This is a genomic window from Thermoleptolyngbya sp. PKUAC-SCTB121, assembly GCF_016919485.1.
Classification (GTDB): Bacteria; Cyanobacteriota; Cyanobacteriia; order Elainellales; family Elainellaceae; genus Thermoleptolyngbya; species Thermoleptolyngbya sichuanensis.
This window is the reverse complement of sequence record NZ_CP070366.1, coordinates 843,074-864,911: the sequence shown is the minus strand read 5'-3', so window position 1 is coordinate 864,911 and position 21,838 is coordinate 843,074. Positions and strand designations below refer to the sequence as shown.

Below are 21,838 nucleotides of genomic sequence, written 5' to 3'. Positions count from 1 at the left end.
TTTGAAAACTTAACGCCTTTCCCATACTCAATTCCCGCTCCAGAGACCTACCCTGGATGTTGATACACCGCTTGCACAAATGCTGCGAGCGGTGTTCAGTTTCTAAAATCTTTGGCTGAAATCTTTGCCTGAAATCCCTAACAGATTGGCTGGCAGATTGCAACCTCATTCGAGGCAGGTTCGCAGCGTTTACCCTGCCTTAAAAGTTCGGTTTTATCAAACTCTAAACCTAAATGACTATTTCTGACACTGGCTCTGTCTCTCCTGCCACCCGCTGGCATCTGCTGCCTGCTGAAAAGGTTTTGGAGCAGTTGCAGAGCGATCGCCAGTTGGGCCTCACGTCGGAGCAAGTCGCCGAACGCCAGCGCCAATTTGGCCCAAACGAATTGGAAGACACAGGCGGCCGGAGCAACTGGGCAATCTTGCTGGATCAGTTCAAAAACATCATGCTGATCATGCTGATTGCGGTGGCGATCATTTCCGGCGTGATGGATCTAATGGACATGCAGGCAGGACGGGTCAAGTCCAACGACATTCCGTTCAAAGACACCGTGGCGATTTTGGCGATCGTGTTTCTGAATGGCTTGCTGGGCTATGTGCAAGAAAGTCGTGCTGAAAAAGCGCTAGCCGCCCTGAAAAATATGGCCTCGCCGCGGGTGCGCGTAGTGCGCGATGGGCGCGTGCAGGAGGTGAGCGCTGGGGAACTGGTGCCAGGGGACATCATGCTGCTGGAGGCAGGCGTGCAGGTGGCGGCGGACGGTCGCTTGTTGGAGGAAGCCAGCCTGCAAGTGCGGGAGGCAGCGCTGACGGGCGAGGCGCAGGCCGTCAGCAAGCGGGTCGCCGCAGACCTGTCAGAAGATACTCCCTTGGGCGATCGCCTCAATTGCGTGTATCAGGGAACCGACGTTGTGCAGGGGCGCGGCGTGGCCATCGTCACCCAAACCGGCATGGGCACCGAACTCGGCAAAATTGCCACCCTGCTGCAATCTGTCGAGGCAGAGCCAACGCCCTTGCAGCAGCGGATGGATCAGCTCAGTCAGGCGTTGGTCACGGGGTCCCTGTCGCTGGTGGCGGTGGTCGTTGTCTTAGGGCTGCTGGTGGCCGGATGGGGCAAGCTGCGGGAACTGGTGGAGGTGTCGCTGAGCATGGCAGTGGCCGTTGTGCCAGAGGGCTTGCCCGCCGTGATTACGGTAACGCTGGCGCTAGGAACCCAGCGGATGGTGCGCCGCCATGCCCTGATCCGCAAGCTGCCTGCGGTAGAAACCCTTGGCTCTGTCACCACGATCTGCTCCGACAAAACGGGGACCCTGACCCAAAACAAGATGGTGGTTCAGGGAATTCACCAACACTCCTGCTCCCTCAGCGTCACCGGCCACGCCTATACGCCGGAGGGCGAGTTTTTGCTAAACGGGCAGCCGATTGACACTCGGCACCACCCAGAGGCGATCGCCCTGCTGACGGCCGGCCTTCTCTGCAACGACGCTGCGCTGCAAAAGGAAAACGGCGACTGGTGCATCCTAGGCGACCCCACCGAGGGCGCACTGCTAGTGGCTGCCACCAAAGCTGGCCTCGATCGCCATCAGTTGAGCTATGCCTGGACGCGCCTGGGTGAGTTTCCCTTCACCTCCGAGCGCAAGCGCATGAGCGTCATGGTCAAACAGGAAGGGGGTGGAAGGATCACGGATGCAATGGGTGCGATCGCCCCGCTGCTCCTACCATCCTCCTCCCTACTCCTGTTTTGCAAAGGCTCTCCAGAACTGGTGCTGGAGCGCTGCCAGTTTGTGTATGTCAAAGGCACCGTGGAGCCACTCAGCGGCGATCGCCGTCAGCAAATCTTGCAGCAAAACAATCACCTGGCAAGCAAAGGACTACGGGTGCTGGGGTTTGCCGCCCGTCCCCTAGAAGCACTGCCCGCCGAAGACAGCGCCGAGGAAACCGAGCAAGGGCTGATCTGGCTGGGACTGGTGGACATGCTAGACGCGCCCCGCCCCGAAGCACGCGAGGCCGTGGCCCGCTGTCGCTCCGCCGGAATTCGCCCTGTCATGATTACAGGCGACCACCAGCTCACTGCACGGGCGATCGCCGAAGACCTGGGCATTGCCCAACCCGGCGATGAAGTGCTGACCGGGCCCGATCTGGAACACTGCACCCCAGAAGAACTGGAAGCCCACGTCGAGCGGGTCAGCGTCTATGCCCGCGTGGCCCCAGAGCATAAGCTGAAAATCGTGCAGGCGCTTCAGCGGCGGCACCACATCGTCGCCATGACGGGCGATGGCGTGAACGATGCCCCCGCGCTGAAGCGGGCCGATATCGGCATTGCAATGGGCATCACGGGCACCGATGTCAGCAAAGAAGCCAGCGACATGGTGCTGTTGGACGATAACTTCGCCACCATCGTCTCTGCGGTGGAAGAAGGGCGCGTGGTGTACACTAACATTCGCCGCTTTATCAAATACATCCTGGGTTCCAATATCGGCGAAGTGATTACCATTGCCGCATCGCCGCTGTTTGCCTTTGGCGGCGTGCCCCTCACGCCCCTGCAAATCCTTTGGATGAACTTGGTCACCGATGGACTGCCCGCCCTGGCGCTGGCAGTAGAACCTGCGGAACCCAACGTCATGAGTCGCCCGCCCCACGATCCCAAAGAGAGCATTTTTGCACGAGGATTGGGCACCTACATGATCCGCATCGGCGTGGTGCTGTCTATCATTGCGATCGCCCAAATGGTCGTCGGCTATCACCTTGCCCAAACCATCCCCGGCGACCCCGATCGCTGGAAGACAATGGTCTTCACTACGCTGTGCCTGGCCCAGATGGGTCATGCCCTAGCTATTCGATCCAACACCCGCCTAACCCTAGAACTCAACCCCTTCTCCAATCCCTACGTCCTCACCTCCGTCGTCTTTACCAGCCTGCTGCAACTAGCGCTGATCTACGTCGAGCCGCTGCGAAACTTCTTTGGCACCCAAATCCTCAGCCCCCTGGAACTGCTGATTTGTCTTGGATTCAGCCTGCTGCTCTTTGTTTGGATTGAGCTAGAAAAAATACTGTCGCGCTGGCAGGGCAAAGGGGCAGGCGTGGGGGACTAACAGTACAGGGTTTCAGAGGTACAGTTCCAGAGGAACACGTCCAGAGGAACACGATAAAAACTCCCCCCTTTCGCCCCTAAGGAGGACTAAAGGGGGCAGATGCTCAGCCTTAAAATCAGCCCTTGCAAACCGGCCCTTGAATATCAATTCTCCTGAGTGGTGCTACGAATGAAACTGCTAGAAAACCCCGACAGGCTCGGCTAGCAATCCAAAATCGCAAATCCAAAATCCAAATTCGAAATTAGGACAGCGCCCCTACGGAGAAATCTGGAAGTTGGTCGGGCCCTGATAGCCAGAAGCCTTGGCCAGTTGCTCCAGCGTTTGGGTGCCAGAGTAAAACTGTCCGTTGATTTCCCAGGTAGGATAGCCCGTCACCTGCGGCGTGGCGCGACACAAGGCAGTCTGGGAGTTCGCTCCGTCTGGCGCACATTCGATGTAAGGAATCTCAGCCGCGGCAGGCTGACCGAAGAGCTGCTTCTGATCGTGGCAATGCGGGCACCAGTAAGCACCAAACATCTTCGCGCCAATACGCTTCAGGTGGCGAGCCAACTCAACCTCTGCCTGCCCCGAAACGGTAGTTACAGGCGGCACGGATGGCCCGTTCACAGCCTCACTGGGCGGCGTTTTAATGATGTTGTGCCAACCTAGAGAACCTACTAGCACCACCGCGCCGACCAAGATCCCGGAAAAAATAAGCTGTCCGACATCTTCCCAGGCTCGCCCAAACATCGTTAGCAAGAACATAGCCAGGGCAAACAGCGCCGATGCAATGCAATAGACGCAGATGCCCGCTGCGCCGAAGGGCACCACGAACTCGGAAAACATGATGTACATCAGGTAGCCGCTGAACACCAGCATGGCGGTGGAGCCTGCAAACAGCAGCAACCAAGTCGTGTTGTCTAAACTGGTTCGCAGGGTTTTGTTTTGGTCAGGATTGACCAGTAGCGGCGCAAAGGCAAACGCCGCCATGCCTAGATAGGCCAGCAGCCCAAACAGCGCCAACGGTTGCCCAAACAGCGTGGCGTAGGGGCTAGAAAGCACCTGTTGACAGCCGCTGGTGGGGCAGGCTGCCTCTCCACCAAACAGCCGAGTCGCGGTGAGATAGGCAGTGTTTAGCGCACCCAGTAGGGCGATCGCTCCAATAACCTTGCGAGACTGGCGATGCAGCCAGGGGGTTTGACGACGGCGGCTCATGGCACCTACTTCTGTCAACTCAGCAATAGATTTCATCAGGATACAGCCCGTCGGCTCATCCCAACTTCCCTATTGTGGCTCAAAGCCGAAAAAAGTGGGTTGGCGGGGGTCATCGCTCCACAACATTGACAGAGGACGATACTAAGACGGAACTAAGACGGATCGGAGGATGCGAGTTTTCAGAGTGAGCAGGCTAAATTGGCAAATTAGGTGAATCATTAGCCAATGAGCAAATAAATTGGCGGAAAATAGCAGGCGAGATGGATCAATGCCTTAGCCAGTCCCGAAAATTCAGACCCGAAAATTCAGGATAAATGCGAGCAAAAAGTTTGAGCAAAAAGTGTAAGCAAAAAGTGTAAGCAAAATAATGTGAGCGAAAAATGTGAGCAACGTAGACGCAGCCCAGGATTCACCGTCAGTGGGCATTGTGATTTTGGGGCTGGGGCGGTGGGGAATGCATCTGCTGCGAAATTTTTTGGCGCTGCCGGGGGGGCGCGTGGTGGCGATCGCCGATCCCAGCACCACCCGCCTGCAAACTGCGGTGAACCAGCTTGGGCTAGCACATCGCACGCCCGCTGTTCTTGCCCTTACAGATTGGGCAGCCGCGCTCGATCTGGATGGGGTAGATGCCGTGGCGATCGCCACACCCGCCAGCACCCATGCAGCACTCCTGCGAACCGCGCTGAATTGGGGGCTACACGGATTTGTAGAAAAGCCCCTGGCGCTCTGCGCTGCCGAGGGGCGAGAACTGTGCCAACTGGCGGCAGCGCAAGGACGGCGGTTGGTGGTAGATCACACCTACTTGTTTCACCCAGCCGTGCAAGCGGGGCGATCGCTCGTTCAGCGAGGGCTACTTGGGCAGGTGCGCTATGGCAGCAGCAGCCGGACGCACCTCGGCCCAGTGCGCTCCGATGTCGATGCGCTATGGGATCTGGCAATTCACGACATTGCCATTTTTAACCACTGGCTGGAAGAGCGACCCGTGCAGGGGCAAGCCTGGGGAACGGTTTGGTTGCAGCCTGCGCTAACCCCACAGCTTGGGGCAATCGCCCAGGAAACAAACCAGGCAAAAACGGCAGTGCAATCGGGAGGATCGGGAGGATCGGGAGTATCTGATCTAGTCTGGGCGCGATTGTTTTATCCCAGCGGATTTCAGGCGACGCTGCAGGTATGCTGGCTCAATCCCGACCGACAGCGGCGGCTGAGCATGGTGGGCGATCGCGCCTCGCTAATTTTTGACGAAATGGCGACCGATTCGCTGGTGCTGCAAACTGGAGCGCTGATGCAGCAAGACAGACAATTCTTGCCCACGACCCAAGAGCGACGGGCGATCGCCGTTTCCCGCGAAGAGCCACTGCGCCGCGCCTGCGAACATTTTGTGGACTGTGTGCGGGGCGATCGCCCCTCCAGCCTGTCGTCGGGCGAAGTTGGCACGGAGCTAATCACCATCCTCGAAGCGTTGTCTCGGTCAATGGCACAGCAGGGGGCGATCGTCCCGGTTGCAGACTGAATTTTAGATTTTGGATTGATGATTTTGGATTGATGATTTTGGAGTGTCTCAAAGCGTTTGGCTCCTTGAACATTCGTGACTCTGCGTGTTTGCTCCTGCAAACGGTGCTATGATTTCAGTCGCTCATCGGCTCTCAAAGGGGAACAGCCTTTGGAGATTGGCGATCGCGCCGATTGGGGAAAGTGCAGTGCAAGTCTGCCGCTGTCCCGCAACTGTGAAGTTGGGCAAGACACCCCGCCCGACCAGTCAGGATGCCCGCCGATGCGCCATTTTGCCAATTTAGACTCTGCGAGGTACAGACATGAAGGCAAGCATCACCAGAACCCGGAAATTCCCGAAATCGCCCAGAGCGCGCGATCGGCGAACCGTCCTGGCCAGCAAACCTGGCGCGGGCTGGCGCAGCGGCGCACTGCTCTTGCTAGCAGGAATGGCGCTCTGTGCTGAACCAGCCCTAGCGCACCACGCCTTGGGAGGCGAAACGCCCAAAACCTTTTTGGAAGGGTTTTTGTCTGGCTTGGCCCATCCCGTCATTGGGCTAGATCACTTTGCGTTTGTGGTGGCGATTGGGCTACTGGCGGCAAAGCAAGGCTGGGGACTGCTGTTTCCTATCAGCTTCTTGCTAGCAGCGCTGGGCGGCACGACCCTACACCTGAATTCAGTGGATTTGCCCGCCGTTGAAATTGCCATTGCGCTGTCGGTGTTCCTGATCGGGCTGGGGCTGGGGCTGCAAAAGACACTACCTCTGGGTGGGGCGATCGCCTTTGGAGTTTTGGCAGGTGTATTCCACGGCTATGCCTACGGCGAGTCAATCATTGGTGCAACGCCGTCGCCCCTATCCGCCTATCTGCTGGGTTTCACGCTGATCCAGGCGGCGATCGCCTTGGGAGCAGGATGGCTGGGCGATCGCTTGCTGCGCCGCACATCCGAACGGGCTAGAGCGCTGACCCTGCCTGGACTGGCGATCGCAGGCGTGGGGCTGGTGTTTTTGTTGCAGGCTATTTAAGCCAAGCGGGGGATAGAGAGCAAGCAGGGGATCGAGAGATAAAGTTACTGATCCCTTTCCTATCCCCCCACCCGCTGCCACATCGTCTACCATGAGAGAGAGCTTCACCCTTCTTTACCTATGGAATGGCGAGAACTGGGCGGAAATTGGCTGGTGGTGCCAGAAAGCCCGACAGCGATGATTCATTTTTTGGGCGGGGCGTTTGTGGCGGCGGCTCCGCAGGTCACCTATCGCTCGCTACTAGAGCATCTAGCAGAGCAGGGCTATGCCGTTGTTGCCACGCCCTTTGTCAACACGTTTGACCATGAGGCGATCGCCCGCCAGGTGTTGCGATCGTTCCTCCGGGCTGAGGAATATTTGCTGGAGCGTGTGTTTCGTCGCAGCTACGTGCCGCTCTATGGTTTGGGCCACAGCATGGGCTGCAAGCTGCATCTGCTGATCGGCAGCCGCTCGTCGCAAGAGCGAGCAGGCAACGTTTTTCTGTCGTTTAACAATTATCCAGCGCGGCGATCGATTCCGTTTCTGGATCAAATGTCGCAGTTTTCGACCCAGTTTTCTTCCCAGATTCCGCCCCAGTTTGCGCCGCTGCTGAATGTAGAATTTACGCCATCGCCGACAGAAACCTACACGCTGATCGAGCGGCAGTATCAGGTGCGGCGCAATCTGCTGATTCGCTTTGCAATGGATGATATCGACCAGACGCGATCGCTCTCGGACGTTCTCACTCGCCGTTTTCCAGGCATGACCACGCTGCATACGCTGGGCGGCAACCACCTAACACCAATGGGTCAAGATTTGAAATGGCAGCCCGGTGCAACCTTTACGCCGCTGGATGCCCTCGGACAGTTTATGCAGCAGGGGCTAAACCGAGATTTCATTCAGCTCAAGCGCACCATCACGCGATGGCTTAATCCGGTTGCCGCCTTCAATTTGCCTAAATAGCCCGTACCGCCAGATCAAGCAAAGTCAGGGCAAAATCAGGACAGCTTGCTAAAACAGGTGTAGCAATCTTTGTCCGGTGATTGCGTCTTCCGGCACAACCGGAAGCCGACGCTCTGGTACAAACGCTATGCTGAGGTCGTCACGGAGTCGGCGTGGGATTCAGAAGGAGAAAGCAATGGGTCGGTTGATAAGTCGGTTGATGAAACAATCCACAAGACAACTGCTGCTGGGGAGCTTGCTGCTGGGCGGATTGGCGGGGCTGGTCGGATGCAACGATGCCCAGCCGCCTTCGTCCTATCCTAGCGCGTCGCCAACGGCTGGCCCAGGCTCGCCTGCGCCTTCTGCTCCCGCGCCCAGCCCCACGGCTTCTGCCCCAGCGCCAACCGATCCGTCGCTGTTTGTGATTTCAGCCGAGGGTATCGGCCCGGCGAAGCTGGGCATAACGCTGGGAGAACTCAAGCAAGCGCTGCCCAATGCCACGTTTGAAGTTCAGTCGCCTTTTATCGTCGATTTCGATGCGATCGCCGTGTCCCAGAATGGCAAGCCACTGTTTTATGTGCTGTACCTGGCGGGCGAGAGCTTTGGCGATGATGACGTGGTGCAGGGCGTGCTGACCGATAACCCCAGCTACCGCACCGATCGCGGCGTGGGCCCCGGTACGGCGATCGCTCAAGCAGAGCAGATCTATGGCGATGCCACCCTGTCGTATAATACGCAGAACGAATCGCGGGAATACGTCCGGTTTGCCCAGCATCCCGCCACCAACCTGTCCTTTGGCACGGGCAATGGCAACAGCGAAACAGCGGGCATTTATCCCTCGCCCATAGCGGAATACAACGAAACGCAGCAGTTTCGAGAAGATGCGACCATCCAGTCGGTACTGGTCATCTGCTTGAATGAGGCCTGCACGCCTGCTTCACCCTGAGCCAGCTTTGGGGTTTTAGATTTTGGATTTTGGGTTTTGGATTTCAGCCTTCGGTCTTTTGCCTGCTTGCCGCCATGCTAAACGTCCTGGTTTCCTCGATTGTTGCGCTGTGGGTGAGTGCGATCGCCCTGCTTTCGGTGCAAAACGCGACCCCTGTCGAACTCCGCTTTTTGACAGGCAGGACGGTGCCGATTCCCATCGGGCTGCTGCTGGGGTTTAGCGCGTCGGCAGGGATGCTGGGCGCGGCGCTGGTGCTACCGGGCGATCGCGCTTCCAGTGCCCGCAGCTTGGACGAGGGCGATCCGTTTGAGGACGAATAGCCTCGCCTGGTAGCAGAACACCGGGCGATCGCCCAAGTATCCGCCTAGCCAGACCGCCTAGCCAGACTGCTTAGCCAGACATCCCCTCAGCTAGACCTCTGCCTAGAGTGAATATACCCGCCCATCGATCAGCAGACGCGTGATGCCCTTCGCCTGCAAATAGGGACTCGCCTTCAAAAACACCTGACCGTCGGGAATCTTGACCACGCGCTGCATCCTCCGCACATAGCGCTTGGCCACCCGATGATTATCAAACACAGGCAGCGTCCGCTCCTCTTCTTGGTCGTCGGGAATTAGCCCCAGCCCCGCAAAGTCCTTGAGCGGCCGAGTCACTAAATCCGACGTGCGATCGACCACTAGATAGCAGGACTTGGGCAGTTTGGCTTCCGAGAGCGGCGCAATATGCAGCGGTATATTGCTGTGCAGTCCGCCCGTCAGGTCGTCCAGCTCAACGGCTGCGTCGAGCAAGGAGCCGTCATCTTCGCCGTCATCTTCATCGTCCAGATCGTCATCCAGGTCGTCGTCGAGGTCGTCTGTCAGGTCTTCATCATCCAGGTCGTCGTCATCTTCTTCGTCAATATCCGTGAAAACGCCTTCATGCTTCAGAATGTCGCGCTCAACTGCCTCTAGCTCAGCGACGACAGGTTCCGCCGAATCCTCCTCCACAAGCTCAGCATCCGCAGCGAAGGCCGATTCAACAGAGGCGATCGCCCCATCTTCATCAATCCGCTTCTTTTTAGCCAGTTTGGGCGGCGCAACTGTGGATGGCTTGCTGGGTTCGGGGGGAACGCTCCCAGAACGGCGGCGCTGGCGGCGACCATCCCGGCGTGCGGAGTCTGGTTCGGCTGCGTCCATCTCGTCCGCATCCGGCTCCACGGCTTCGGGCACGGCTTGGGGCACAGCGCTAAACACGTCTGGCTGGGGAGGCTGCGGATCTTCTTCTGATTCCAGGGCCACCGCCGTAGAAGCGGCAGTGGATACGTCGGTGGCGTTCTCAGCTTCAGACTTGCTGCTGCCTGCGGCTCGCTTTTTCTGAATCAGCGCGTCATATTCGGCTTCCGACAGGCTTTGCTTCAGAATGCGGCTAATTGTAGAGGTACTGACGCTGAATTGCTGAGCCAGGGAGGTGGTGGTTTCGTCTGACTGGCGATACAGTGCCAGAATTTTTTGCTTGTCAGAATCGGTCAGTTTCGTAGGAGGCATGCCGCGTTAACCATTCGCCCCATCGGGGAGCACTGATGAAGAAAAACCTGATTGATCGTAACTCAGAATTGTCTGACCCTTGCACGTAACAGTACAAGGGTAACTAAAATTCAATGTCTGCGGTCAAACCCTCACAAAAGCGGCCACACCCTAGGGCATATTTTAAAGCCCTTCGATCCCCCCTAGCCCCCCTTAGAAAGGGGGGAACCGAGCCGAACCACTCCAGAAGTCCCCCTTAATAAGGGGGATTTACTTAATAAGGGGGATCTAAGGGGGATCGACTCAAGGCAATCAACGACCTAGAAAGTTTTAAGACACTGCCTAGCAACTAGGACTCAACTACGCGCCTCAACTACGCCTTATGCAAGCTGCACACAAGGGGAGTTTATCTGCCTCTAAGTTTATCTGCCTCTAGATTTACTTAGCTCTAAGCGGGTTCCAAAACACTCAGGCGCGGCGACGGCTGCCCCGACGAGAGCGGCTCGACAGGTCATACTCCAGCGCAGCACCAATGGCAAACAGGCAGGCGCTAAAAATCCAGAACACTTCGAGCAAGCCGCCCGTTTGATAGCCCTCGACGTAGCGGGTAGCGTAGAGGAACCACATATCTGCAACGTAAAAGCAGATTGCAGCGGCGGCAATGAAGCGCCAGGACAGCGAGAATCGCCCGCCCCAAAACGCCAGCAGCAGTGCCATCGCAGCCATCAGCAGAATGATATCTCCAGCCACATAGGCGATCGCAAAGGTACCTGAGAACGGGGACAGGGTGTCTTCTAGCGCCACCGCCCAACCAGGGACTCTGGAGGTTGTAGCTGCGGCGGCTGGGGCAGGCTCGGCGGGCACCGGGGCAGTCGCCGGAGCCGCTGGGGCCGCGTCGGGCGCAGTTTGGGCGATCGCCGGAGGATCAATCCAGACCGCCGCCGAGGCAGCCCCACTTGCCCCGTTGTAGATAAACCAGGCAATCACAACCCCCAAAACCCCTACGCCTATCACCGCTAGCCACTGCCAGATTGCCAGGTTCAGCTTGCGCGAAGACACCGCCAAAAACATACCCGCGCCCACCAGCAAATACATCAGCAGGAAAAACAGGTCGGCAGGAGACGCATCCGGTTCCTTGCCCCAGCCAATTTCCCACTGTCCAAGAATCAAATTGCCAATAAAGAAAGACAGCATTCCCAGCCCAATCAGCAGCCAAACCGTGCGCCCGCTCACGATCAGCGGACTGCGCCAGTTGCGAAAGCAGAGGATGGACGCTCCCAAAAAGGCAATATTTTCCAAAAAATAGGTCGTAATGCCATACCACTCTGGACGACCCTGCCCCGGCAGCGGCACGCTAAACAGCAGGAAGAACAGCAGGGAAAACACCGCCCACAGGATAGCGATGATGACAATGGTCTGCACTGGGATGGACGAGGAAGAGCCAGAGGTTTTCTTAGCCACAGAATCACTCCTTAACTGGAGGGCACAGGAAGATGCGGGTTGAGAATAGCCAAATTAAAACAGAATTTTTCATAGTTTGGACGCTCAATGGCAACTTTATTAAGAAGCCGCAGGGTAAAAAGCTGCACTAGACCACAATGCAAGGCGACAAGTCTGACTGATTGAGCGATCGCCCTCAATGAATAATCGCGGAATAATCGCGAAGAGGGATCGCGAAGAATGCTTGCGAATACCTGCCAGCTATTGCCAGTCTTTTCCAGAGGGGGACTGCTTGAGCCAGTTTAGGAACTGCGTGCGATCGCCCTCAGACATATCCTGAAGCGCATCCAGCACCCGCCCCGTGAAGCTAGTATTCCCAAAATGCTCTTTGCCTAAGCGCAGCAACTCCAGCAGCAGCGTGTTCAGATGATGCTCTTGCCAGGGGGGCACCTGGAGCGATGCCAGCGGATCAACCGTCAGAAGCTGGTTAATCGCATCCGGCGACTCGGTTTGAGGAAACCGCCACTGCTGAAATACGCTGGAAATTTCTTTCTGAAACATGCCAGCCTGCCGTCCCCCCAGCAGATCTTCAATATCGATGTAGACCGCCTGGAGCAGCAGCAGCGCCGCCTGAATCAGGGCTGGAGACGTGCTATCCGTTGCCACCTGGTCGCCACTGTCCGCAGCAAGCTGATCCAGCCGCACCTTGCCCCACACGCTATAGCGCTCTGGCTCCTCCAGCAACACGCAGGCTTTGCCCCGATTATCCGTCAAATCGCGCCAAAAGGCTTTTGCGTCTTCCTCCTGAGCCGCGTTAAACACGCTGATCAGCCGAAAGGACTGTCCCTGGTAATGCAGAACAGGAATCTGTTGATCTTTTTTGGGGTGTTGAACGCTCGTAATTTCAACATCCTGCCGCTTTAAGATAAACATGATTTGGTCGGTTGACTCCTGTCAGGGCGGGGGTGTTGGAAAACCGCCGTTCGATGGGCGATACACACTGGATTGGTCTAAGTGTACACCTGATACCGGATTCGTTTAGCGCTGGGCACTGGGACGAACTTGGTTCTGGACAGAGCGCTTAGACGGTGGACAGACCGTTTGCAAGGTCAAGACCCCGCAAGCGTCAGATTGTATAGTAAGCGTATAGTAATTTTGATGGGATGAAACGCGGACGCTGGAGGAGCGATTGCAAAATATGAAATCTGCCTTAGAGCTAATTTATGAAGCAAATCTTAAGAAGCCTGAAACTCTTGGCATGTGTGGCTTTGAGGTCATGTTTGCCCAGGAAAAGCGGTTTCTCGGAAATCCTTGATTAACAAGGCTTTCAGGCTCCTTTACAAATTAGCTCTTAGGGCACGCTTGGGAGCAATGGTCTCTGCTGAACAGCTTGCCGGAGCGCAGGACTCAGATATTGGGCGAGTCCAAGCCCTTTGGGGGTTTATTCTAAACTTGCTGATCGGTTCATATAGACTCGTTCGTGTGTTAAGTTGGGCTGGTTTAGTTTTCCCATCTTGTCTGGGTTCCCTAACGCCGCTTGGTCGTCTGATTAAAAATATGAGTTGGCATGAGTTGGCATAGGGTGTGCTTAAACCTGGAAATCCTGGAAATCCTGGAAATCCGCACTTCAGAATCCTGTCCGCAACGGCTGACGCTTTAAGCAATCACACTTCAAGCAAGCGGGTGTAACTGATAGAATCAAGTTCATCTCAAGCCTATGGGTTGTGTTGTAGGTCAGCTACACAGCTACACGTATCGCGTAAGGTTTGCTGGCTCCAGTAGCTCAGCCGGATAGAGCAACTGCCTTCTAAGCAGTCGGTCGCAGGTTCGAGTCCTGCCTGGGGCGTTTTTGGAAAAGCTGAGGTCTGAGGGGCTGAAGTTTGAGAATCTATATTGAAAATCTAAGAAACTTGAGAATCTAAAGGAATCCGAAGATCTCTATTCGACCAGCGCGACAAAGCCGCTGCGACGGCGATCGCCCGCACCCGTCAGCCTGCCATCCGGGTTCGCCAGCACCGTATGAACCCCACCAAAAAACATATTCAGATGTTCCCACGGCACGATCTCACTGTTCCAGGGAAATTGAGTGTGGACTTTGGGAATCTCAAACCCTGGCTCTAGGTTCATCACGTCTGCTTCCCAGTGGATGCGAGGTGAGTTTACAGCCTGCTCAATCGGCATCTGAAAGTCGATGACGTTGGAAATCACCTGCAAAATCGCTGTGCGAATCCGGTTCGAGCCTCCAGACCCCAGCACCAGTTCTGGCATTCCCGCCGCCAGCACCATCGTCGGAGCCATCATGGAGGAAATTCGCGCATCAAGCGGCCACTGATGAAACCCGCCAGGATGCAGATCTGCCTCGCCCAGCATATTGTTCAGCATGATGCCCGTTCCCGGAATCGTATAGCCTGACCCTTCGCCGTTGGAGGCAGTAATGCTAGCCGCATTGCCCTCGCCATCGATGACGCTAAAGTGGGTTGTGCTGCCCCATTTGTTCACCCCTGCCGTCTGCAAAAGCTGCTGGGCATAGCGATGCAGGTGTGCCTCTGCCAGAAAGCGCTCTGCCACATCGGGCTGGTTGATCCGGGAGTCGTAGCCATCGGCACGGGCCAAGTTGGTGAGCCGCATCGCGTCTGCCAAAAGCGTCAGGTGCGCCTCTGAGCCAAATTCGTACCCTGCAACCTCGACTTGAGACAGCAGCGCCAGCGCAAAGGCAATCAGGCAGCCGCCGGAACTGGGGGGCGGGTTGGTAACGAGCGTGGTGCCCCGATAGCGGGTCATCAGGGGCGATCGCTCGATGACGCGATACTGGCGCAAATCCTCCAGCGACAAATAGCCGCCCCGCGTTTGGGAATCTTTCACCAGCGCATGGGCAATCTCGCCTTCATAAAACGCCTGCGGCCCCTCCTGCACCAGCAGCCGGATCGTCTCTGCCAGGTCGGGATTGTAGAAGCGATCGCCCGGTTGCAGCAGTTCCCCCTCTCGCGTGCAGAGTTGCCCCATCTCTGGACAGGTCAGCAAAATCGGCCGCAAGATTTGAAAGCAGTAAGCCTGGAAGTCGCCGATTTCTACGCCCGCTGTGGCGTAGTGCAGCGCGGGTTCTGCCACAGCCGACATGGGCAGCCGCCCCAGCCGACGGTGCATCTGAAATAGACCCGCCACGGTGCCCGGAACGGCGATCGCCCCCAGCCCAATATGAAACTCCTGCACCGCCGTTCCAAAGTCCACCAGCACTGGATAAAACTCGACCGCCTCGACGGGTCGCCGCTGGCGCGGGGTCTGGGTAAAAAAATCGAACAGAATATTTTGCCGCTCCGCCGTGTGCGCCAGCAAAAACCCCCCGCCTCCCAGCGACGTGAGGGTTGGCTCTGTAACGCAGGATGCCAGCATCGCCGCCGCCGCAGCATCAAATGCATTGCCCCCCAGCCGCAGCATCTCGGCTCCAGCTTCGGCGGTTTTGGGGTGTCCGGCGGCGATCGCACCACGGGTCTTGGCGGGCATGAGGAAGGTCTGAAATAAAGGGTGACGGGTTCGCCCGCTGGCAACGAGTCATACAGGCTTCAGCCTATTATGCAGGCTTTTTATGCAAGCTTTCGCCACCCCATTGGTTCAACCCTGTCTCCTGCCTGCCAAACTCCTCCTATCGAAAGAGATCTGGATTCAGCCGATAGCTGCCAGAGCTTGAGCGGGCGGGAACCGCAGAACGCAGGCGATCGCCCGTGCCCCCATCTGCCGGGTCGAGGAACGGCCGCAGGTTGATGCTGCTGGCGGGTGCAGGGGAGGAACGGCGGCTGCGGGGCAGGCGGAGATTCAGCGCATCGCCAATTTGCTCGATCAGCCGACCGTCGCGCCCCTGGAAGGTCGTCACGCCCTCGGTGCGTTGGCCGCTGTCGGCTACGGTCAGGTTTTCAAACACGCGATCGCGCACGATGATCGGGTCTTGTCCGGGCGGCACCGTCAACACCAGACGACAGTCGGGAACCTGCTGGGTCGTGGCGCAGACGACGTTATAGCCGTTCAGCGTCCCGGTTTTCAGTTCCGTCAGCCCATCCGGTCGATAAGATTCCAGCCTCCGCGCAATCTCGGCACAGCGGCGATCGGCCGTCCAGCCGCCGCCCAGCGTCGTGGGACGCGCCCAGGGATAAAGCTGCCCTGGCTGGCTTGCGGGCGAATACATCACCTGATACTCGCCATTTTCGAGCTGGCAGCTAAAGCGGGTGCCGCTGGGCACGGTCTGCGCGTCGGCAGGTTTGGGCATCGTCATGGCTCCCATGCCGACCACCACCGCGACACCTGCTGTGCTTGCCAATCGTTGCCAGAGGTTAAATTGTTGACGCATGTGAGGCTCTCCCTTTCCTGATGTGCCTGCGAATGAATTGGTCAGGACTTACGCACTTGCGATAAGTTTTCTGGTTTTTGGAGGATTTCTTGCGGGCTGCGCCCACAAGAAATCCTCCAACTGCGTAAGTCCTATTGGTAATAGAAGAAGTGGGACTGGAAGAGGGGCGATCGCCCATTACCCAGCAACCCAGTGCCAGACTGATTTCATCGATTCAGTCACCTGTTAGGCCCAGTTCTATACAAACCCTGGACGGGCCGCCTCAGAAAAAGTGCCTGAATCAGCCCCGGTTTGGGACAAGGCTCCAAACTTCTTTAGTTTGGACTAACTGGCATCACAATAATGCTCAACAGGATGCCATAAAGAATCTGCTCAACCGTTCATAACAGTTGAACTTAAGGAATTGGATACAATCCTGCTCGCAGTTAAGCTGCTGTTGCAACCGGACTGTTCAGGGATTGTTCGGATGTCTTGCGTTTCGAGGCTCGTTTTTTGACCATCGGATAGCAGGGACGAGGAGTTGGCTTGTGCCCCTTGCCTCGTCCTGGCGATTTACCACGAGGTTTAGGCGCAGGAGCAGGGGTGCCAATCGCTGCCAAAATGCCTGCAAACGCTTGTGCGACCCGACCCGGAGTCAACGTTTCTTGCGGTGCCTGCCAGGGCAAGGGGTGGTCAGTACAGTCCTTTCGCGCTAACCACAACTGCCAACTGAGCAACGGCATCAGGCTGCTCCACTGTTCGGTTGCCGATACAGAACTGAACTGGGGATGTGTCCAATATAGCCTCTGCTTGGCAAAGCGATACCAGTGTTCAATGGCAAAGCGACGGAGGTAGTGCAACCACAGGGTTTCTAACGGAGGCATCTGCTCACCCAGCCAAACTAACCACAAAGGAGCCAAGCGTCGCGTGCTGCTCTGTGTCTCCAGCACCTCCACGCGCAACACTTCCATTGCCCGTTTAGGGGATTTGCGGAAATGGTATGCACTCCAACGACTGACCCGCACTCGTCCCCAGTTGGGATCATCGACTTCAACGGTTTCGACCGGGACACTCCAAGTGTCAGGGTCATTGAGTTTCATCTTATGTCCATGCTTGGCAGGTGCGCCTCGCCCTCGATACGCTGGGGGCGCGCCATAGACACATCGATTGGATGTAACCCGCAGCAGCAAGTCTGCCTCAATCCCTGCCGTTTGGTTGACAAAACTGGCATTGCCGTACCCTCGGTCGTAGATCGCCAACGGACGCACCGCTAACTGCCGAGTCACTTGTTTGAGTTGGAATGCCGCTTTACTGGCGGGTGTTTCAAAGCTGGTGATGCGCTCATGCCGCAATGGTAATGCCCAACTGCCCCTGTCTTCAGCAATCCAGGCTAAGGTACTGTAGTTTTGTCCGGCTATCGGGGCATGTCCTGTTCTGCCTGATAAGGTGCGGTCTTTCAAACGCCTGGCAGCAGGACGGTTCCACCGACTCGCATCACCTGCCAACAACGGTTGCTGCTGAGTCGGTATCTGCTGCACCAACAGCTTCAGCACCTTTGAGCGGGGTAGGCGGCTATCGCGCAACGCTTCATAGGGGCTCGACCACTGGCGACGAAAGACAGGACTCTGCGATAGCCTCACAAACGACACGATGCACGCACTCACTAACACGGCATCCATCAGATCAAACAGGGCATCTCTGGCGTTTCCCAAGCTGGCATACAACGTTTGGCGAAATTGCTGAAGTTCGTTGAAAATCATGGGGTCAATGTTGGTTGTACTTCATTGACCTTACGGCAGTCGGTGCTTCTCATTGACTGCCTTCCTCTTCACCATTAGTCCAAACTAAAGTTGAAAATCATGGGGTCAATGTTGGTTGTACTTCATTGACCTTACGGCAGTCGGTGCTTCTCATTGACTGCCTTCCTCTTCACCATTAGTCCAAACTAAAGCATCTGGTGGCGGTGGGGCTGAGCGTGGTGCGGGAAAAGCAGCCAATCGAGTCTCGCCCGACTCTGGCGCAGTTGCTCGATTGGTTAAACCTGGTGCAAACGCAGGGACTAATCCAGGCGCTTGCAGAAGACAATCCTCAACTGCTGGACGAGATCGAGCGCCATGTTCTCAGGCTTTTAAATCCTGCGCCGCCCCGCGACACCAGACGTTGCTATCGCCCGACGGTTGACATTAAACCCATTCGGCAAGAAATGAGAGAAATTTTGCGGAATGGGCTGGTGTATTTGCAGGAGGGGCATGAGGATGACCCATTTACGGAAGAAATTTCAAACCTACTGCAACAGGCGCAAGACTTTGTGGAGGCAGGCAACGGCAACAATGCGATCGCCATCTTAGAGACAATTACGGCTGCCTGGGCGAACGAGTGGGAGGAGCTATCGGACTATGGGGCCGATGTGTTTGAGATTGATCAATTGCTGAGCAAGGTCTAGGTCGGGGCGATTGCCACTTCTGATCTCTCACCGCCAGAGAAGGTCGATTTTGCCGTCATGCTCTCAGAGTGGGAAGAGGTGCTAGACGCTGATTTCTCCGAAAGTCTGGCGCTGTTGAGCGAGTAGCACGCTGCAAATTAGGCGGGGCTGTCGCTCCAGTACCTCTCAGCCGCTTTATGTCCTAGAGCATGTTGTCTTAAAACAAAATGTCCTAAAGCAAGATGTCTTATAGCAAAACGTCTTAGAGCTAATTTGTAAAGGAGCCTGAAAGCCTTGTTAATCAAGGATTTCCGAGAAACCGCTTTTCCTGGGCAAACATGACCTCAAAGCCACACATGCCAAGAGTTTCAGGCTTCTTAAGATTTGCTTCATAAATTAGCTCTTAGAGCAAAATGTCTTAGAGCAAGGCCCCGAAGCCTGTGTCTCGCGCTAGGTCGAACTGCCCACGCCAGCATCGGACAGGTCTGCACTGAGGGCGCGTTCGCGGTCGAGCCGTCGCTTGCGGGCGTAAAGCTGGATTGCGGCGGCAAAGGCAATCAGCAGCCCCACCACGCCATAGGCAGCGATATCCGTCGGCAAGTTGTTCTTAAACACCGCCAGCATTACTACCAAAATAAACAGAATCGTGGGAAATTCGTTGAACCAGCGGAACTGCTGGCTGGTCATTTTGCACTCGTCGGCTGCCAGTTTTTTCATCAGCCGCTTGCAGTAGTGGTGATAGCCGATGAGCAAAACCACAAGGGCGAGTTTGGCGTGCAGCCAGGGTTCCCTGAGGACTTCGGGTTCTGTGGTGATAAGGGCGATCGCCATCGCGACGGTCAACAACATCGCCGGGGTCATGATGATGCTGTAGAGCCGCTTCTCCATGATCTGATACTGGTTTTTCAGAATGCTCTGGGCGGGTTCGGGCTGTTCATACGCCTCAGCATGATACACAAATAGGCGCGGCAGGTAAAACAATCCTGCAAACCACGCCACAATGCCCACAATATGAAAGGCCTTAAACCAAAAATAGTTCATCTAAAGTCTCTTTCCACAGCGTCAAAGTCGTGCAAGCCCGATCATATCAAGCCACCTTGGGGCCAGGGCGGACTGGCTTTAGATTTCTTGAAATTTGCCGCATAAAACTCTGATTACTATTTAACGCAGCGCTGACGCAGTGTTGACCTGTGACATTCGCTTTTAGCTGTCTGAGAGGTAAGCAGCCGTTCAGCGCAATTGCCTAGCGCAATTGTCTGTGGAACGGGTGCATCTGCTGATTCTAAAAACTCCCCGCTCAAGGTTTGCAGTTTGGGCGGGGAGCTTTTGAAGTAAACGGCTAGATTCTGTCGGATGTTGCGCGATCGCATCCAGCCGTTTGGGGGGCTGCCTGTATCGCTCTGCATCGCTAAGACGGCATCCCCCAAACCCGTTAAACAACTTTAGGACTGACGCAGTTGTAGGATTTCTCGCAGGCGCAGTCTACGAAAAATCGTCCAAAATCCAGAAAACCCATCGCCAGTGTGCAAGTCCTAAACCTGTTAAACGGCTTAAACGGCATGTTTGAACAGCGTGTCGAGGTAGACCCGTGCTGCCTGCCGATAGCAGTGGGCAGTGGTTGGGCTGTTGCTGCTGACGTGTTGCAGCAAGAACAGCGACAGCGCGGCGCAGAACACCCGGTCTTGATCCCAATCGGGATGGGTTTCCAGGTAGCCCTTGAGGGATAGGTGCAAATCTTCAGGAATTTCGGCCAGGATGCTGACAGTTGCGTTCATGTGGGAAACCTCAGTGATGAAGTTTTGGATGGTGAAACAGAAGCTCGGACGCAGGAACCAAACTCGATAAACCCTCTCGTTTGACTGGGCCAGCCAGAATGAGGTCAGGTTTTGAAAAGGCACGCACCTGATGGTGGAGGTGAGGGGAGGCAGCAAGTTGCCGCTTTGTCCCGACGCTCAGGCACACAAAAGCAGCGCAAACTCTCGCCAGAGGACGGATAGCGACACGCCAGACCGAAAAATCGAACTCTGGTGATAGTCGGTCCCCTCTGCCAAGGAGCGCTTTAATTGAGCAGGTCGCATCATTTTGCGCCAGGAGGGGGTGGGGTTGTCAACCTTAAGAACTGTTGCAGAGGGCTTTAGATTTAAAAAAGTTTTACGGTGCAATGCGGATTTGAGGTCGTTTTTTGTTACGAAACTTCATTAAAGCCCGATGATTCTGAGGGGGCGATCGCCCTTTGGCGAATTCCCCAGAAAATTCCTCTAGCCCCAATGCCACCGTAGAAGCCTGTGGAAAACTGCCCGATCCCCTGTGGAAAACTTCGATATCGCTGTGGAAAGCTTGTGGAGACTGTGGGGAAAATCGCCCCGAAAGATAAGAATTGCAAACTGCTGGAAAGCGCCCTGACTTTTGGCCATAGCTTGACATTGCAGCGCTTACAGAGACTAGGATTCAAGGGCTTTCGGTCACTTTGGTCTAATTTTTGTCTAATTTTTGGTCTATGGAGCTAATTCTTGAAGGACTGAGGGCACTGATCGTGTTTCTCATCGGCGCATCGGTCGGCAGCTTTCTCAACGTGGTGGTGTATCGGATTCCGGCGGGGCTGTCGCTGCTGCATCCGCCGTCTCGCTGTCCCTCTTGCCTCACCCCCATCCGGCCCTACGACAACGTGCCCGTGCTGGGCTGGCTGTGGTTGGGTGGCCAGTGTCGAACGTGCAAAGCGTCGATTTCCCCCCGATATCCACTGGTGGAACTGATTACAGGCTTGCTGTTTGTCGCCGTGGCTCAGTCTTTTGCGCTACCGCTGCCTGCGGTGGGCTACTGGGCGCTGGTGAGCTGGCTGATGGCGCTGGCGCTGATCGACCTGGATACGCTCACCCTGCCCAACGTGCTGACCCAATCGGGACTGGTGGCGGGGTTGGTCTTTCAGGCGGCGATGGGCTGGTCGCAGGGAGTCGCCACTGGGCCGGGCGGCCTGATGGGCAGCGCCGCAGCGGTGATGGGCGGCGTAGTGGGCGCAGTGCTGGGCATCTGGGGGCTGGATCTGATGACGTTTGTTGGCTCTGTAGCTTTGGGGCAAACCGCAATGGGCGGCGGTGATGCAAAGCTGGCGGCGATGATGGGGGCGTGGCTGGGCTGGAAATTGCTGCTGCTGGCGGGGTTTCTGGCGTGCGTGTTGGGGGCGTTTGTGGGCGGGGGGGCGATCGCCCTTGGCTTGCTCAGCCGTCGCCAGCCCATCCCTTTCGGCCCGTTTCTGGCACTTGGCGCGATTCTCGCCGTCTTCTTTGGAGAGAGCCTGATTCGCGGCTACCTGGGGCTCTTTTGGGGCATTGTTCAATAAATTCCCTAATTCCCTAAATTCCCCAAACAGCGCCCCAGAGGAAATGGCTGGAAGCCTTGCAGCCCCTCAAACTGGGAATCTAAAACTGGCAATCTAAAATCGCTAATCTAAAAGCCAGAATCAAGATCTCAGAGCAAAGCAACAGGACGCAGAACC

At 56.4% G+C, this 21,838-nt stretch carries 17 protein-coding genes, 1 tRNA gene and 1 riboswitch; of the genes, 9 read left to right on the top strand and 9 right to left on the bottom strand.

Annotated elements, in window-relative coordinates; all coding sequences use genetic code 11:
* Positions 1–233 precede the first annotated feature (233 nt).
* Positions 234–3,089, top strand: coding sequence for a cation-translocating P-type ATPase (locus JTM80_RS03620; protein ID WP_172354206.1), 2,856 nt, complete (start codon positions 234–236; stop codon positions 3,087–3,089).
* Between the two features lie 255 nt (positions 3,090–3,344).
* Here the strand turns inward: JTM80_RS03620 and JTM80_RS03615 are convergent, their stop codons facing one another.
* The gene (locus JTM80_RS03615; protein ID WP_172354205.1) at positions 3,345–4,283 is read right to left on the bottom strand and encodes a vitamin K epoxide reductase family protein; all 939 of its coding nucleotides are present in this window, start codon (positions 4,281–4,283) and stop codon (positions 3,345–3,347) included.
* Positions 4,284–4,665: 382 nt separating this feature from the next.
* Here JTM80_RS03615 and JTM80_RS03610 point away from each other — a divergent pair, with 382 nt between their 5' ends.
* From JTM80_RS03610 to JTM80_RS03590, 5 genes are all read left to right on the top strand, one after another.
* A complete protein-coding gene (locus JTM80_RS03610; RefSeq protein ID WP_225906751.1) occupies positions 4,666–5,793 on the top strand; it encodes a Gfo/Idh/MocA family protein in 1,128 nt (375 codons plus the stop codon).
* Between the two features lie 141 nt (positions 5,794–5,934).
* A riboswitch (cobalamin riboswitch) is annotated at positions 5,935–6,071 on the top strand.
* Between the two features lie 23 nt (positions 6,072–6,094).
* Positions 6,095–6,796 (top strand): HupE/UreJ family protein, encoded by a 702-nt coding sequence (locus JTM80_RS03605; RefSeq protein ID WP_172354204.1) that lies wholly within the window; start codon positions 6,095–6,097, stop codon positions 6,794–6,796.
* 120 nt (positions 6,797–6,916) lie between these two features.
* Entirely contained in the window at positions 6,917–7,738 is an 822-nt protein-coding gene (locus JTM80_RS03600) for a DUF1350 family protein (protein ID WP_172354203.1), read from the top strand.
* A 199-nt stretch (positions 7,739–7,937) separates the two neighbouring features.
* A complete protein-coding gene (locus JTM80_RS03595; RefSeq protein WP_205370612.1) occupies positions 7,938–8,663 on the top strand; it encodes a hypothetical protein in 726 nt (241 codons plus the stop codon).
* A gap of 74 nt (positions 8,664–8,737) precedes the next feature.
* Positions 8,738–8,983, top strand: coding sequence for a DUF1049 domain-containing protein (locus JTM80_RS03590; protein WP_172354202.1), 246 nt, complete (start codon positions 8,738–8,740; stop codon positions 8,981–8,983).
* A gap of 102 nt (positions 8,984–9,085) precedes the next feature.
* Here the strand turns inward: JTM80_RS03590 and JTM80_RS03585 are convergent, their stop codons facing one another.
* The 3 genes from JTM80_RS03585 to JTM80_RS03575 all read right to left on the bottom strand — a co-directional run bounded on the left by JTM80_RS03585 (position 9,086) and on the right by JTM80_RS03575 (position 12,538).
* Positions 9,086–10,186 (bottom strand): hypothetical protein, encoded by a 1,101-nt coding sequence (locus JTM80_RS03585; protein WP_205370610.1) that lies wholly within the window; start codon positions 10,184–10,186, stop codon positions 9,086–9,088.
* A 447-nt stretch (positions 10,187–10,633) separates the two neighbouring features.
* Positions 10,634–11,626 (bottom strand): hypothetical protein, encoded by a 993-nt coding sequence (locus tag JTM80_RS03580; RefSeq protein ID WP_172354200.1) that lies wholly within the window; start codon positions 11,624–11,626, stop codon positions 10,634–10,636.
* A gap of 240 nt (positions 11,627–11,866) precedes the next feature.
* A complete protein-coding gene (locus JTM80_RS03575) occupies positions 11,867–12,538 on the bottom strand; it encodes an Npun_F0813 family protein (protein ID WP_172354199.1) in 672 nt (223 codons plus the stop codon).
* Between the two features lie 839 nt (positions 12,539–13,377).
* On the opposite strand from JTM80_RS03575, the gene JTM80_RS03570 reads away from it, so the two are divergent.
* A tRNA-Arg gene (locus tag JTM80_RS03570) sits at positions 13,378–13,451 on the top strand.
* Positions 13,452–13,543: 92 nt separating this feature from the next.
* Here the strand turns inward: JTM80_RS03570 and ggt are convergent.
* The 3 genes from ggt to JTM80_RS03555 all read right to left on the bottom strand — a co-directional run bounded on the left by ggt (position 13,544) and on the right by JTM80_RS03555 (position 17,683).
* Positions 13,544–15,106 carry a gamma-glutamyltransferase gene (gene ggt / locus JTM80_RS03565; RefSeq protein ID WP_172354198.1) on the bottom strand — a complete coding sequence of 521 codons (1,563 nt, stop codon included), beginning with the start codon at positions 15,104–15,106 and terminating at the stop codon, positions 13,544–13,546.
* Between the two features lie 139 nt (positions 15,107–15,245).
* Positions 15,246–15,944, bottom strand: a complete 699-nt coding sequence (locus JTM80_RS03560; protein WP_205370608.1) for a COP23 domain-containing protein — start codon at positions 15,942–15,944, stop codon at positions 15,246–15,248.
* Between the two features lie 425 nt (positions 15,945–16,369).
* A complete protein-coding gene (locus JTM80_RS03555) occupies positions 16,370–17,683 on the bottom strand; it encodes an NF041680 family putative transposase (protein WP_205369514.1) in 1,314 nt (437 codons plus the stop codon).
* Between the two features lie 197 nt (positions 17,684–17,880).
* Between JTM80_RS03555 and JTM80_RS03550 the strand changes: the two genes are divergently transcribed.
* Complete coding sequence (locus tag JTM80_RS03550; protein WP_172354195.1) at positions 17,881–18,366, top strand: hypothetical protein; 486 nt, start codon at positions 17,881–17,883, stop codon at positions 18,364–18,366.
* A gap of 429 nt (positions 18,367–18,795) precedes the next feature.
* Here JTM80_RS03550 and hemJ read toward each other — a convergent pair whose 3' ends face one another.
* Positions 18,796–19,386: a protoporphyrinogen oxidase HemJ gene (gene hemJ / locus JTM80_RS03545; protein ID WP_172354194.1), complete on the bottom strand. Its 591-nt coding sequence runs from the start codon at positions 19,384–19,386 to the stop codon at positions 18,796–18,798.
* 509 nt (positions 19,387–19,895) lie between these two features.
* Positions 19,896–20,120, bottom strand: a complete 225-nt coding sequence (locus JTM80_RS03540; protein ID WP_172354193.1) for a DUF2811 domain-containing protein — start codon at positions 20,118–20,120, stop codon at positions 19,896–19,898.
* Between the two features lie 722 nt (positions 20,121–20,842).
* Between JTM80_RS03540 and JTM80_RS03535 the strand changes: the two genes are divergently transcribed.
* On the top strand, positions 20,843–21,682 hold the full coding sequence (locus JTM80_RS03535; protein WP_205370606.1) for an A24 family peptidase: 840 nt from the start codon (positions 20,843–20,845) through the stop codon (positions 21,680–21,682).
* The last annotated feature ends 156 nt before the right edge of the window (positions 21,683–21,838 follow it).